We start from the raw sequence: 13,482 nt of genomic DNA on the forward strand, positions 1-13,482 counted from the left end.
GTCATGCTGACCAAGCGCACGAGCAAGAACCAGGTCACCTTGCCCAAGGCCATCGTCCAGACCGTGGGCGAGGCCGACTACTACGACGTCACGGTTCAGGACGGCAAGATCGTGCTGACGCCGGTTCGCCTGCAGCAGGCTGACGCGGTACGGGCCAAGTTGGAAGAACTGGGCATCACGCAAGACGACGTGGCTGAGGCCATCGCCTGGGCGAGAAAGCGCACATGAGCAGCATCCCGCGCGTTGTCCTCGACACCAACTGCCTGGTTTCGGCCCTGATCTTCTCGCGGGGTAAGTTTGCTTGGCTGCGCGAGGCGTGGCAGGCCAAGCACTTCATCGCGTTGGCCAGTCGCGACACGGTCAGCGAACTGCTGCACGTCCTTGCCTACCCCAAGTTCAATCTGAGTCAGGACGAGCAAGAAACGTTACTGGCTGAATTTCTGCCGTTCGTGGAAACCGTCAAGGTCGAGGCAAGGCCCGGAGGGCTGCCGGAGATTCGTGATCCCGGCGATGTGATCTTTCTGGCGCTCGCCGCCGTGGCTCAGGCTGATGCACTGGTCAGTGGCGACAGCGATATTCAGGCGGTCAGAGACCAGGTTCGCATTCCCATCCTCACGGTGACTGAGTTCGCCGACTGGCTGCAGGCCCACTGCCAACTGTTCGCCAAAAAGCGCGGTCACCGCCGACTTCCTTCAGCGAAGCCCTTGCTGCGTCGACGTCGGTGGTCAGCACCCAGTCGGTTGATCCGGCGATGTCGACATGCAGCAGATGCACGGGGCAGCTCAGACCGTAGTGGGTCAGTGCTCCCGGTCAACGTTGCCGTCGTACTCGACGATGGCGATGGCAGCGCGCTCCTCCAAAATAAAAAATAAAAATGGATGTCCCTTTTTTTCCTTTGTTGTCAATCGGATAGGTTCTTGGCGTACGACTTGCATCCGATCAGATAAGGCCAACGACCAGCAGCAGCGCTCTATCTACCGCTTTCATCCGCTCGCCATCGAGGCGACCAAACGGCTCGCTGATCTTGGCGCGCGGTAGCGTCGAGAGCTTGTCCACCATGACTTGCGAGATCACACGCAGTCCGTTGGCCTGGTTGGGTTCCACGGTGACGCGAAACGCGACATTGCGCAGATTGCTCGTCACCGGGCACAGCACCACGCTTTCCAGCTCGGAGAGCAAGTCGGATTGGACGATCAGGGCGGGCCGTGGTTTACCGTAGTCACCTGGCAATGAAACCGTTACGAGATCGCCTCGCTGCATCAATCCCACCCTTCGATGTCCAATGCAGCCGCTTCAGTGAAGCGCAAAACCTCGGCTTCCGCCGCGTCGCCCTTCAGGCTTTGGCACTGCGTGCGCAGCTGCGCCCTGAACTCGGGTGAGCGGGTATCTGGCACCCAAAACTGGACAGGCCGCAGCCCCGCCGCGCGCATCTGCTCACGGTAGCGCGCTACCTTGGATTCCTTGGTCGTTGAAGTCATAGTGCGCTCCAGTGGTTACATTTCAATTTTCATGATACTACACATGTAATAAAAATGGTAAAACCGCCCGTTTTCGATAACGCCACTCCACCACCCGCTGCACCCCGTGATTCCAAGGCCTTCACTCTCTCGAAACCCGTTCTTGAAATAGAATGCTCGTTTCGTTCGATCGTTGCGGGTTTCGAGAAATGCGCCTCACCCCACTTCCAGGGAACCTTCCACGTTGATCGGTTACGCCCGCGTCTCGACGCAGGATCAGAACCTCGAGCTGCAGCGCGAGGCCCTCACCAAGGCCGGGTGCGAGCGCATCTTCGAGGATCGGGCAAGCGGCAGCCGTACCGACCGCGAGGGTCTGGCACGGGCCATCGACATGCTGCGCTCAGGGGATACGCTCGTGGTGTGGAAGCTCGATCGCCTGGGCCGTAGCGTCAAGCAGCTGCTCGATCTGGTGGGGGAACTGCAGCAGCGCGGGGTTCAGTTCAAAAGCCTCACCGATGCGATCGACACGAGTACGCCATCGGGTCGGTTCTTCTTCCACGTGATGGCAAGCCTCGCGGAGATGGAGCGCGAACTCATCGTTGAGCGCACCCGCGCCGGGCTCGAGGCGGCCCGCAGGCTCGGTCGCAAAGGGGAACGCCGGCCCAAGAATCTTGACTTGTTCCGGTCGCTGCGCACCAAACGCCTTGCGCTTCCTCCCGCTCGCTCATTTCTTCAGCGTCTCCCTGGACAAAATCAACGTGAGGCAGCAGCGATCGTCGCGTACGCCTCGATCACTTCCGGCGGAGCCTGGACGAGCTCGATGAGCACGCCTTCGCCGCTCACGGGGAATTCGTCGTTGCCCTTGGGGTGGATGAAGCAGATGTCGTAGCCGGCCGCGCCGCGGCGAATGCCGCCGGGGGCGAAGCGCACGCCGTGCGCCGAGAGCCATTCGACCGCCTTGGGCAGGTCGTCGACCCACAGCCCGACGTGGTTGAGCGGGGTGGCGTGCACCGCCGGTTTCTTCGCCGGATCGAGCGGTTGCATCAGGTCGACCTCGACCTTGAAGGGGCCCGCGCCCAGGGCGACGATGTCTTCATCCACGTTCTCTCGCTCGGAGCGAAAGGTGCCGGTGACCGGTAGGCCGAAGAGCTCGACCCACAGGCGGGCGAGCCGCGTTTTGTCCAGCGCACCGAGCGCGATTTGCTGAATGCCGAGGATGCGGAATGGGGGGGAAGGATCGTTCATGGTCATGGTATGGATTCGGTCGCAGGGAAGGAAAGAAGATGATTCTACTCCCAGCGGATTCTACTCCCAGCGCACGGGGGCGGCGAAGAGGTAGCCCGCGCCATAGACCGTCTTGATGAGGCGCGGGTCGTGCGGATCGTCGCGCAGCTTGCGCCGTAGCCGTGAGATGCGCACGTCGATGCTGCGATCGTACGATTCGACGGGTCGATTTCCCACGAGACGCTCGCGCGAGAGGATGCGGTTGGGGTGGCTGAGGAAGAGCATCAGCAGCTGCGCCTCGGCGGTGGAGAGCCTCGTGCTGTCTCCTTGCGGATCGGTGAGGGTGTGGCTTGCCGGGTCGTAGCGCCAGCTGGAGAAATGTGCGATGCCCCGTGCCGCGTCGGAGGAGGGGGTGGCGGTCTTCTGATAGCGGCGCAGGATGGAGCGGACCCGGGCCACCAGCTCACGCGGCTCGAAGGGTTTGACGAGATAGTCGTCCGCTCCCAGCTCCAGCCCCAGCACGCGGTCGGCCACGCCTGCGCGGCCGGTGAGGATCAGCACGGCGCAGGGATGCAGGCGTTGCATCTCGGCGATCAGCGCCAGGCCGTCCATGTCCGGTAGCCCCAGGTCGACGATGGCCAATTCCGGCGTACGGGTGCGCACGGCGTCGAGCGCGGCCCGGCCGCTCGCGGCCACGTCACACGCGAAGCCGAATTCGCTCAGGCTGCGACAGATGAGACGGGCGACGTCGGGGTCGTCTTCGACGACGAGCAGATGGGCGTCGGGAGCGTTCATCGGGGCATTCCTGCGGCGAGGCGCTGGGCGGCGACGAGCGCCCGGGAGAGTTGGGCCTGGGTACAGGGTTTGGGCAGGACGATGTAGCCATCCACCGGGGGGCCATCGTCGTGGGCATAGCCCGTGACCAGCACGGTAGGCAGTGCCGATCGTAGCATACGAGCGCGGGCGATGAGACGGCGCCCGTCGAGTTCCCCCGGCATGACGGCATCGGTGACGAGGAGCTCGATTTCCTCGACGTGCTCGAGCAGCTCCAATGCTTCGTGCGCGTTGGCCGCTTCCAGCACGGTGTGTCCCAACGCCATGAGCTGCTGGCGCAGGACGTGGCGCACCGGCAGTTCGTCTTCCACCAGCAACACCATGCGGGGAGGAGAGGGCGGGGCCTCGGCCTCTTCCTCTCGGTTTGCTCCGCGAACGTCGGCCGCTGCCGGTGCCAGGGGCAGGGCAAAGGAGAAGGTCGTGCCACGGCCGGGTTCGCTGCGTACCTGGATGTCGCCACCGGACTGACGTACGAAGCCATAGACCATCGCCAGCCCCAGGCCGCTTCCCTGGCCGAACGGCTTGGTGGTGTAGAACGGCTCGAAGACACGGGTCAGTTGCTCTGGGGCCATCCCGCATCCCGTGTCGCTGACGTCGAAGCGCACATAGTCGCCGACGGGGATGTCGGAGGCCACGCCTTCATCGCGGTGCCAGGGGCGGACGCGGATCGTCAGGGTGCCGCCGCGCTCGGCCATGGCGTCGCGGGCGTTCAAGGCGAGATTGAGGAGCGCATTCTCGAGCTGATGCGCGTCGGCGTAGGCGTAAAGAGGGGCCGCGGGGAGGTCGAGCACGATGGCGATGGTCTCCCCCAGGGTGCGCTCGAGGATCACGCCCATGGAGCGTACCAGCTCGCCGACTTCGACCGCCTGCGGTGCGAGCGGCTGCGAGCGTGCGAAGGTGAGCAGGCGGCGGATGAGCGCCACGCCCCGGGTGCTCGCCGCGAGGGCCGGTTCGAGGTATTCACGCACGGCGCTGGAGTCGCCGAGATAGCGTTTGAGTCCTTCGAGGTTGCCGATGAGGGTGGTGAGGAGGTTGTTGAAATCGTGCGCGACCCCGCCCGTGAGCTGCCCGATCGCTTCCATCTTCTGCGCCTGGATGAGGGCGTTCTGATGTGCTTTCTGCTCGGTGATGTCGATCGAGAGCACGAAGAAACCCACGACCGCGCCATGCTCGTCGCATTCAGGCACGACGGTGCTACGGGCATGGACCAGCCGGCCCTGGGCGTTGCGGCGGGCGTATTCGTAGCTGACGGTCTCGCCGGCGTGGGCGCGCGCCAGGTGGGCCGCGATCTGGGTGTAGGTGTCGGGTCCGGTGATCTCGGCCACGGTGTGGCCCGCGATCTCGTCCTGTTCGAGACCGAACCAGCGGGCATAGACCCGGTTGGCGAAGCGGTAGCGCTCGTCGGCATCCAGATAGGCCACCATGGCCGGGATCGAGTCGAGGATGAGTCGCAGACGCTCTTCCGAGCGGCGCAAGGCCTCGGCGGTCTGATCGAGTTCGACCTGGGCGGCGCGCAGCTCTTCGTTGGCCCGCGCGAGCGCCGCCGTGCGCTCGGCTACCCGGGCTTCCAAGGTCTGGTTCTGCTCTTCGATGAGGCGCTCGTAGCGCCGCTGCTCGGTGATGTCGGTCCACAGCGACACGAACCCGAGGTTGGGGATGGGCACGCCGCGTACCGCCAGGATGCGGCCGTTGGGGCGTTCGCGTTCGAAATAGTGCGGCTGGAAGGCGCGCGCGGCCATCACCCGTTCGGCCACCAGGCGCTCAATGTCGCCCTCGCCGTATTCGCCGCGCTCGGCGTTGAAACGGGCGAAGGCTTCGAAAGGCGTGCCTTCATGGACGAGGTTTTCGGGGAAATCGAGCAGACGCTGCATGGCCCGGTTCCAGGCCACGAGTTTGGGGGTGGCATCGAATACAGCGATCGCCTGGTCGAGTAGGTCGAGCCCGGCGAGCAGCAGGTCGAGCCGGCGCCGATCGCCGGGACCGACGAGGCTGGAAGCAGTGGGCAGTTCCGGTGGAGTAGGAGTACGGGCCATCGTGCGCTAGACCGTGCGGTTTGGTGTCAATGCTACGACGATCGCCGCGTGTTTGCCAAGCAACGACCGTGTCCTTAGCGATAAGGGGTCGGATCCGGGACCCCCGCTTTGGCGAACCCTTGGGCGCGCAGCCGGCAGGCATCGCAGCGGCCGCAGGCACGCCCCGCTTCATCGGCTTGGTAGCAGGAAACGGTGAGGGAATAATCCACGCCGAGTTCCAGCCCGCGGCGGATGATCTCGGCTTTCGAGAGCCGCATGAGCGGGGTGTGGACGCGAAAACGCGCCCCTTCGACCCCGGCCTTGGTGGCGACGTTGGCCAGTGCCTCGAAGGCGGCGATGAATTCCGGCCGACAGTCGGGATAGCCGGAATAGTCCACGGCATTGACCCCAATGAAGATGTCGTAAGCCCCGATCACCTCGGCCCAGGCGAGCGCCACCGACAGGAGCACGGTGTTGCGCGCTGGCACATAAGTGACGGGAATGCCTTCGCTCGGTGTCTCGGGCACGGCGATCGCCGCATCCGTGAGCGCCGAGCCGCCAAATACGCCCAGATCGACCCGGGCGACGCGGTGCTCGACGGCGCCCAATGCTTGGGCCACGCGCGCCGCGGCCGCGAGTTCCGCGTCGTGCCGCTGGCCGTAGGCCACCGACAGGGCATAGGGACGAAAGCCTTCGGTGCGGGCGATGGCGAGCACCGTGCTCGAGTCGAGCCCGCCGGAGAGCAGCACCACGGCGTTGCGGGAGGGGACATCATTCATCACAGGGGTCCTCGCTCAAGAGGCGATGGGCGATGAGGCGTTACTTGCCGCGCGTGTCGCCCCAAAGAATTTTGTGCAATTGCAGCTGGAAACGCACCGGCAGGCGGTCGGCCAGGATCCACTCGGCCAGCAGCGCGGGCGGCAGCGACCCGGCTACCGGTGAGAAGAGCACGGTGGCACGGCGGGCGAGCCCGTGGCGCTCGAGCACATCCTTGGCCCACTCATAGTCGGTGCGGTCGGCGAGCACGAACTTCACCTCGTCGTGCGCGCGCAGGTGTTGGAGGTTGTCCCACAGGTTCTTGTCGGCTTCGCCCGAACCGGGGGCTTTGAGATCCATCACGCAGCGCACGCGGGGGTCGAGTCCGACGATGGAGATCGCCCCGCTCGTCTCGAGCGAGACGCGATGCCCCGCATCGAGTAGCGCCGTGAGCAGCTCGTGGCAGGCCGGCTGTGCCAGAGGCTCTCCGCCGGTGACGCAGACTTCGGATAGCCCCAGGGCGGCCACCCGCTCGAGGATTTCGTCGATCGAGAGACGATCGCCGCCGCTGAAGGCGTAGGTCGTGTCGCACCAATGGCAGCGTAGAGGACAGCCGGTGAGGCGCACGAAGACGGTAGGCACGCCCACCGTCGTCGATTCTCCCTGAATGGAGGCGAAGATCTCGCTGACCCGCAGACGATCTCGCGTTTTCATCGCCCCAGACGTTGGCGGGCAACTTGACCCGCCGGGGTATTGGGATGACGTTCCACGAGACGCTTGAGCATGTCGATGGAGCCGACTTCATCGCCCATGCCTTGCAGAGCATTGGCTAGCCCCAGCATGGCGTCTGGGGCGAGCTCGTGTTTGGGGTGATCGAACACCACGCGGGCGAAATGGCGGCGTGCGGTCTCGTATTCCTTGAGCTGTAAAGCAGCCGTGCCGGCCCAGAAATGTGCTTGAGGAATCTGCGCATCGTTGGGATGTTGGCGCAGGAAGTCCTGGAATGCCGCAAGCGCCCCTTTGGCGTCCCTCGACTGGAGTTTTCCGAGGGCTGCATCGAAATCGGCTTTCGCATTGCCAGACGAGGCGGGGGCGCCTTGGGTGGTGGGCTGGGCCGGCGAGGTGGCGGCGGGCGCCGCCGATCCCGTGGCGCCGGCACCCAGGGCCGTGAGACGGGCATCGAGATCGAGATAAAAATCCCTCTGCCGTTTCTCGATCTGTTCGAGTTTGTATTGCAGCTCTTCGATGCGTCCGGTGAGGCGGCGCATCTCTTCACGCAAGCGCTCGAGGTCGTTGCTCTGGGTAACTTGCGCGCGCGCCAGGTTGTCGACGCGCTCACCGAGGGTCTGCACCTGTTGGCGTAACTCAGCCACCCCCTGCCGCGCCTGATCGTCGGAGAAGATCGCGAATGCCGGACGGCAAAAAGCTGCCGAGGCGATAAGGACGTAGAGCGGCCAGACAGGGGGCTTGGGCATCGAACGCGCCTCCGTCAAAATTCACCCGAATATAGAATGTCGGCACGGCGGTTTTGCGCGTAGCATTCTTCGGTGCGATCGGTGCAGATGGGCTTCTCCTCGCCCAGGCTCACCGCTTCGACCTGATCTTCGCGCGCACCGAAGGTCAGGAGTGCGTTCTTGACCGCCTCGGCGCGTTTTTGACCCAGCGCCAAGTTGTACTCACGGCTACCGCGCTCGTCGGCGTTGCCCTGGATCAGGACTTTGAAATCCGGGTTTTGCGCGAGGAAGCGACCATGGGCCTGCACCAGCGACTGGAACTCCGGCTTGACGACGTAGCTGTCGAAGTCGAAGTAGATGCTGCGCTTGGACAGGGGGCTGTTGGGGTCGCGCAGGGCGGCCAGTGCGGCGCTGCGTGGGGAGGTCGGCGTCACCGTGGTCACGGCGCCGACGTTGCGGTCTTCGACGCTTCCCGTGCCTTCTTCCACGGTGCCGGTCGAGGAACAGGCCGAAAGGATGATCCCGAGACAAAAGACCGCGGGAGTGAGTAGTTTTTTCATTTGTTTCACGGTTCCTGTGCAATGATTGAAAAGGGAACGAACACAAAGGACCTCAGCGCGGTAGCGGCCCCCAGGCCGGTTCCCGCACGTCGGCTCCCTCGGCCGAGAGGCGAAGGCGAACTTTGCCATCGGTCGAGACGGCGAAGAGGGATCCTCGTCCGCCGAATTCTGAAGCATAGACGATCATGCGTCCGTTGGGCGCGAACGAAGGCGATTCGTCGCGCGTGGAATCGGAGAGGATGAGCTGCTGGCGCGTTTGCAAGTCGAGGAGCGCCACCTGATAACGCCCTTGGTTGCGCGTGACGAAGGTGAGCAGCTTGCCGTCGGACGAGACGTCGGGGCTGACGTTGTATTCTCCTTCGAACGTGATTCGTTCGGCCGCGCCGCCGCTCGCCGGCATGCGGTAGATCTGGGGCGAGCCGCCGCGGTCGGAGGTGAAATAGATATGGCGGCCGTCGGGGGAAAAGACCGGTTCGGTGTCGATGGCATGGCTGCGCGACAGGCGGACGGGCGTGCCACCCATGACCGGTACGAGGTAGATCTGGGAGATGCCGTCGCGAGTGAGCGCCAGGGCGATGCTTTGCCCATCGGGAGAAAAGGCCGGTGCGGAGTTCGAGCCCTTGAAATTGGCCACCACGCGGCGCTGGCCGGTGGCGAGCTCATGCACGTATACGATTGGTTTCTTCGCCTCGAACGAGACGTAGGCCACCTTGGTGCCGTCAGGGCTCCAGGTCGGCGAGATGATTGGTTCCTGCGAGATGAGCGCCGGGACCGAGTTGCTGCCGTCGGCCTCACTGATGCGAAGTTCGTATCGATTCCCCTGTTTGACGACGTAGGCGAGCCGTGAGGCGAAGTAGCCGGGGATTCCGGTGAGCTTTTCATAGACGAAGTCGGCGATGCGGTGCGCGGTGGCCCGGGTTTGCGAGGGGGTGAAGCGGTAAAGGATGCCGCCGAGATCGGCCTGGCGCCGCGTGTCGAATACCCGCACCCGAACCTCGTATTGACCCGCGCCCAGGACGGTAGCGCTACCGGCGAGCACGGCATCGGCGCCGCGCGCGGCGAGGTTGGCATAATCTGGGATCTGATCCTCGGGCAGCCGTAGGAGGCCGACATCGACCAACTGGAAGATGCCGCTCTTGGCGAGATCCTGACCGACGATCTGGGAAATCGGGGTCGGCAAGAGCTCTTCACCGGCCAAATAGGGGATGGCGATGGGAATGCGTTGACCGCCGGCGCCGGTGATTTCGACGGTCAGCTGCGCCCGTGCAGGCAGCGCCGCGCAGGTGGCGAGCAACAGCGTGACGACTAGACGCCAGTGGAAGAGGTGATGAGCGAATCCCCGCATCGCGATCATCCGTAAGATTCGAAGCGGCAAGTTTTGCACAAATTCCCTTTGCTGGCAACGCATTCACGTGCTCATTGCGCCAATGGCCGCAGCTTGAGAGTGAGGGTGCGCTCGAAGAGCCGCTTGTCTTCGGGTAGCGGCAGGGGGCTGGAGCGCCGGATCGCGCGCTCGAGGGCGGCGTCGAGCGCCGGATTGCCGGAGGATTGTACCAGGCGGACGTTGATGACCGTCCCGTCCGGCAGCTGGTCGACGATGAATACCGCTTCCGGGTTTCCTTGCACGCCCGGTGGAACGACGATGTTGCCTCGCACCTTGGCGCGGATCTGGTCGATGTAGGTGGCGCGGGCCTGCTCCGACGGGCCACCGGGGGCGCCACCGGTGCTCGGAGTCTGCGCTGGCGCGTTGGGGCTTTGCTGGCGCAAGCGCGCCTCGGCGAGCTTGGCGAAGTCGTCGAGCGGCGGTTCCTTCTTCGGTTCGGGTTTCTTCGGCTCGGGCTTGGGGGGCTCTTTTTCCGGTTTGGGCGGCTCTTTCTTCGGTTCTTCCTTGGGCGGTTCTTTCTTGGGTTCGGGTTTTTTCGCCTCTTCCTTGAGCGCGATGTCGGGTTTCTCCAGCGCGGAGGGCTTGGGTTCGGCTTTGGGCGGCTCGGGCTTGGGCGGAGGCGCCGGCGCCGGCTTGGGCGGTTCCGGTTTGGGCTCGGGTTTCGGTTCCGGCAGGGGCTTGGGGGGCTCCGGACGAGGTTCCGGTTTGGGTGGAGCGGGTTCCGGTTTGGGCTCGGGCTTGGGTGCCGGCTGAGGACCCGGGGTGGGGTCCGGGTTTTTGGGAGCTGTGTGTGGGCGGCCTGTGGTGCGGCCACGAGATCGACGAGCAAGGGCGAGGGCTCGCCGACTTTCCATCGAACCGAGAAAGCGATGAAGGATAGGAGCAGCAGGTGCAGCCCCACGGCAAGCATCATGGCAAGCAGTTTGCCTTGCCTGCTGCGACGGGGCGAGGGGGCGGAGGAGCGGAAAAAAGGCTCTGCCATGAGGGGCTCAGGGCGCGGTGGCGCCTCCGGTCGGCGATCGCGGGGAACTGCTCGTCTGCAAGCTGATGCGGGTGTAGCCTTCGTTGCGCAGCCGGTCGAGCGTGTCCATGATTTTCTCGTAGGTGGCACGACGATCTCCGGCCACGACGATCGCCAGGTTCGGATCCTTGGCTTTGAGCGCCTGTAGCTCGCGCAGAAGCGTCGGCCCGTCGACGTTCTTTTCGGGCGCGGCGGGGTTCGGCTTGAGTGCAAGGCTACCGTCGGCCCGCACGATCACGATCGCTGCTTGCGAGGGAGGTGCAGGCAGATTGCCCACGCTGGGCAGCTCGACGTTGCCCAGCTGGATCATGGGGGCGGTGACCATGAAGATCACCAGGAGCACCAACATGACGTCGATGTAGGGTACGACGTTCATCTGGTTCATCAACTTGCGTTTGGCCATCGGAATGCCTCCGGCGTCAGCGCAGCTGCCGTTGCAGCAGGTTCGTCAGTTCTTCCATGAAAGTCTCGATGCGTACCGACAGGCGCTCGATGTCATGGGTGAAGTGGTTGTAGGCCACCGCTGCGGGAATGGCGGCGAAGAGGCCGATCGCCGTGGCGATGAGCGCCTCGGCGATGCCCGGTGCAACGTGCGACAGCGTGGCCGAAGTCATGTTCGCCAGGCCGCGGAAGGAGTTCATGATGCCCCAGACCGTGCCGAGCAAGCCGATGTAGGGTGCCACCGAAGCGGTGGAGGCGAGGAAGGACAGGTGTGCCTCCAGTTCGTCCATTTCGCGCTGATAGGCAGCGCGCATGGCCCGGCGAACGCTCTCGAGTTCGGCCGCAGGGTCGAGCGAGCGACTGCGCTGGCGCAGGAATTCGCGCCATGCGGCAAGGAAGACGAGCTCCATGGGACCGGCATGTTGTAGGCGTGTTTCGGTCATGCGCGCGAGCGTTTCGAGGTCGCTACCCTGCCAGAAACTCGTCTCGAAGGCATCGGTGCGTCGGCGTGCGTGCCGGACTTGGAAAATCTTGCGGAAAATCCAGTACCAGGACATGACCGACAACAGGACGAGGATGAGCATGACCAGTTGGACCGGCACGCTGGCTTGCAGGATCAGATGGGTAAACGACAAATCGGTGGTGACGTTCATGGTGGACGGAATGGTGGGCTCAGGAAAGGGGGATCTGCGTGCGTAAGACGGCTGGAAGCGCGACTGGCCGGCCACGCTGCAGATCGACGCAGGCCACGGTGACCTCGGCGTCGAAGATCGGCAGCGTATCGCGCCAGAGCCGTTGTGTAAAGACGATGCTGGCGCGCGCCAAGGCGTGTACGCGGGTTACCAGTTGTAACCGGTCGTCGAGCCGTGCCGGGTGGCGATAGTGCGCCTGCAGCCGATGCACGACGAACCCGATTCCGTGTTCGCGCATCAGCCGACTTTGCGAGAAACCGAGGGCGCGCAAAAATTCGGTGCGCCCGCGCTCGCAAAAACGGAGATAGTTGGCATAATAGACGACACCGGCGCAATCGGTGTCTTCGTAATAGACGCGGATCTCGAGCGTGTGGGCAGCGGCAGGGGCAGAGGGATCCATGATGAAGCCGATTATAGCGTATCGGCCGGGGGCCAGACCCTTGAAGAATCGCCGAGCGCCGCGGTCGGCAAACCTGTGGTTGCGCCGCAGGGAAGATCGTTCGCCGTGCCTCTGGAGATTGGCGTGGCGCGATTCTGCAGGTAGACTGCAAAGATCGGGAGGAGCCCTGCGGTATGAACCACGATCCGGACGATCCGTTCGCCTTCGAAGAGGACGCCTTGGCCGCGACGGCCCTGGCAGTCGAAGACCTGTTCATGGGGCGAGACGCCGTGCAGGAGGCGGGGATGTATTGGGCGCGAGGGGACGAGGTCTCTGCTCTCTCGACCCTGGAGCGCTTTCTCGCCGATAGCGCCGCGCCCAAAGAGGCGTGGTGGGTGCTGTTCGACATGCTTGCGGCCCGTGGGGATCGCAAACGATTCGAGGAGGCGGCGCTGGCCTACGCCGTGCACTTCGGATGCTCTCCCCCCGTGCTCGGTGACGACGGCGAGGCTCATGGATCCAAGCTGCCTGGTGCCCCTCTGGTCGTCTTGCCCATGAACCTGGATGCTTCTGCGTTCGCTCCGTTACAGGAGCGGCTGTTGCGCTTGACCAAAGCGGCCTCGGAAATTCGTCTGGATGCTGCCCGATTGCGTCGGATCGAGCCCTCGGGGGCGGCCTTGTTGTTGGCCTTGCTAAAAAAATTGCTCGACAAAGGGGTCAAGATTCGATGGCTACGCCTCGATGTCGCCCTTTCGGTGCTGGAGCAAGCGCGCCGCAAGGCAGGTGACGACCGTGCCCTATGGGAGTTGGAGATCGTTTGGCGTACTGCAGCGGGGCAAATGGAGCGGGCCGAATCGCTGGTGGTCGATTTTGCCGGAACCTTCGAGGCCATTCCGCCCGTATGGATGAGCGATCCGGCCTGTGTCGGAGCCGAATCCTCTCCTGCCGGCGATGCCTCTGCCGTGCCCGATGTTCCGGAAGGCGAGTTGGCGCTGACGGGAGACGTAGACGAGCGCTCGATCAGCGACCTGGTACAGGAGATCCTGAATCATTCTCGCGATCACGACTCCATCGTCATCGATTGTCGCGACCTCCGTCGTGTGGATTTCGTCGCTGCGGGCATGCTCTACAATGCCTTCGCCGCGCTCAAGGGGCAAGGCAAGCAGGTGATCCTGCGCAACGTCAGCCAAGTGGTGAACGCCCTCTTCGATGTACTGAGCATGAGTCAAGTCGCCACGATCCAAACGAAAGTCTATTAACCGAAGGAG

At 64.1% G+C, this 13,482-nt stretch carries 17 protein-coding genes and 1 pseudogene; 4 read left to right on the forward strand and 14 right to left on the reverse strand.

Features of this window, described 5'->3' with window-relative positions:
- The first annotated feature begins 3 nt into the window (after positions 1-3).
- Both GV368_RS06920 and GV368_RS11125 read left to right on the forward strand, forming a co-directional pair.
- Positions 4-228: an AbrB/MazE/SpoVT family DNA-binding domain-containing protein gene (locus GV368_RS06920; protein WP_142803807.1), complete on the forward strand. Its 225-nt coding sequence runs from the start codon at positions 4-6 to the stop codon at positions 226-228.
- Positions 225-872 (forward strand): putative toxin-antitoxin system toxin component, PIN family, encoded by a 648-nt coding sequence (locus tag GV368_RS11125; RefSeq protein WP_206673322.1) that lies wholly within the window; start codon positions 225-227, stop codon positions 870-872. Before GV368_RS06920 ends, GV368_RS11125 begins: the two co-directional genes overlap by 4 nt.
- A gap of 67 nt (positions 873-939) precedes the next feature.
- On the opposite strand, the gene GV368_RS06930 is transcribed toward GV368_RS11125, so the two are convergent.
- On the reverse strand, positions 940-1,260 hold the full coding sequence (locus GV368_RS06930; RefSeq protein WP_142811008.1) for a type II toxin-antitoxin system PemK/MazF family toxin: 321 nt from the start codon (positions 1,258-1,260) through the stop codon (positions 940-942).
- Positions 1,260-1,478, reverse strand: a complete 219-nt coding sequence (locus GV368_RS06935) for an antitoxin MazE family protein (RefSeq protein ID WP_142811006.1) — start codon at positions 1,476-1,478, stop codon at positions 1,260-1,262. Before GV368_RS06935 ends, GV368_RS06930 begins: the two co-directional genes overlap by 1 nt.
- A gap of 223 nt (positions 1,479-1,701) precedes the next feature.
- Between GV368_RS06935 and GV368_RS06940 the strand changes: the two are divergent.
- Positions 1,702-2,175: pseudogene (locus tag GV368_RS06940) on the forward strand (recombinase family protein); the annotation flags it as partial.
- 35 nt (positions 2,176-2,210) lie between these two features.
- On the opposite strand, the gene GV368_RS11355 reads toward GV368_RS06940, so the two are convergent.
- From GV368_RS11355 to ybgC, 12 genes are all read right to left on the reverse strand, one after another.
- Positions 2,211-2,702, reverse strand: coding sequence for a VOC family protein (locus tag GV368_RS11355; protein WP_169116008.1), 492 nt, complete (start codon positions 2,700-2,702; stop codon positions 2,211-2,213).
- Positions 2,703-2,762: 60 nt separating this feature from the next.
- A complete protein-coding gene (locus tag GV368_RS06950) occupies positions 2,763-3,476 on the reverse strand; it encodes a response regulator transcription factor (protein WP_169116009.1) in 714 nt (237 codons plus the stop codon).
- Complete coding sequence (locus GV368_RS06955) at positions 3,473-5,548, reverse strand: PAS-domain containing protein (RefSeq protein ID WP_169116010.1); 2,076 nt, start codon at positions 5,546-5,548, stop codon at positions 3,473-3,475. Before GV368_RS06955 ends, GV368_RS06950 begins: the two co-directional genes overlap by 4 nt.
- Positions 5,549-5,622: 74 nt before the next feature.
- Positions 5,623-6,306: a 7-cyano-7-deazaguanine synthase QueC gene (gene queC / locus GV368_RS06960; protein ID WP_142803800.1), complete on the reverse strand. Its 684-nt coding sequence runs from the start codon at positions 6,304-6,306 to the stop codon at positions 5,623-5,625.
- Between the two features lie 40 nt (positions 6,307-6,346).
- Positions 6,347-6,997 carry a 7-carboxy-7-deazaguanine synthase QueE gene (gene queE / locus GV368_RS06965; RefSeq protein WP_169116011.1) on the reverse strand — a complete coding sequence of 217 codons (651 nt, stop codon included), beginning with the start codon at positions 6,995-6,997 and terminating at the stop codon, positions 6,347-6,349.
- Entirely contained in the window at positions 6,994-7,758 is a 765-nt protein-coding gene (ybgF, locus tag GV368_RS06970; protein ID WP_169116012.1) for a tol-pal system protein YbgF, read from the reverse strand. The genes queE and ybgF overlap by 4 nt, the downstream gene beginning before the upstream one ends.
- 14 nt (positions 7,759-7,772) lie before the next feature.
- Positions 7,773-8,297, reverse strand: a complete 525-nt coding sequence (pal, locus tag GV368_RS06975) for a peptidoglycan-associated lipoprotein Pal (RefSeq protein WP_142803797.1) — start codon at positions 8,295-8,297, stop codon at positions 7,773-7,775.
- Between the two features lie 52 nt (positions 8,298-8,349).
- Positions 8,350-9,642 (reverse strand): Tol-Pal system beta propeller repeat protein TolB, encoded by a 1,293-nt coding sequence (gene tolB, locus GV368_RS06980; protein ID WP_142803796.1) that lies wholly within the window; start codon positions 9,640-9,642, stop codon positions 8,350-8,352.
- A gap of 71 nt (positions 9,643-9,713) precedes the next feature.
- On the reverse strand, positions 9,714-10,535 hold the full coding sequence (locus GV368_RS06985) for an energy transducer TonB (protein ID WP_206673324.1): 822 nt from the start codon (positions 10,533-10,535) through the stop codon (positions 9,714-9,716).
- Between the two features lie 135 nt (positions 10,536-10,670).
- Complete coding sequence (locus GV368_RS06990) at positions 10,671-11,105, reverse strand: ExbD/TolR family protein (RefSeq protein ID WP_142803794.1); 435 nt, start codon at positions 11,103-11,105, stop codon at positions 10,671-10,673.
- Positions 11,106-11,121: 16 nt separating this feature from the next.
- Positions 11,122-11,796: a protein TolQ gene (gene tolQ, locus GV368_RS06995; RefSeq protein WP_142803793.1), complete on the reverse strand. Its 675-nt coding sequence runs from the start codon at positions 11,794-11,796 to the stop codon at positions 11,122-11,124.
- Between the two features lie 19 nt (positions 11,797-11,815).
- The gene (gene ybgC / locus GV368_RS07000; protein WP_142803792.1) at positions 11,816-12,235 is read right to left on the reverse strand and encodes a tol-pal system-associated acyl-CoA thioesterase; all 420 of its coding nucleotides are present in this window, start codon (positions 12,233-12,235) and stop codon (positions 11,816-11,818) included.
- A 173-nt stretch (positions 12,236-12,408) separates the two neighbouring features.
- Between ybgC and GV368_RS07005 the strand changes: the two genes are divergently transcribed.
- Positions 12,409-13,473 carry an STAS domain-containing protein gene (locus tag GV368_RS07005; protein WP_142803791.1) on the forward strand — a complete coding sequence of 355 codons (1,065 nt, stop codon included), beginning with the start codon at positions 12,409-12,411 and terminating at the stop codon, positions 13,471-13,473.
- The last annotated feature ends 9 nt before the right edge of the window (positions 13,474-13,482 follow it).

It is taken from the genome of Tepidiphilus baoligensis, from assembly GCF_012911495.1.
Classification (GTDB): domain Bacteria; phylum Pseudomonadota; class Gammaproteobacteria; order Burkholderiales; family Rhodocyclaceae; genus Tepidiphilus; species Tepidiphilus olei.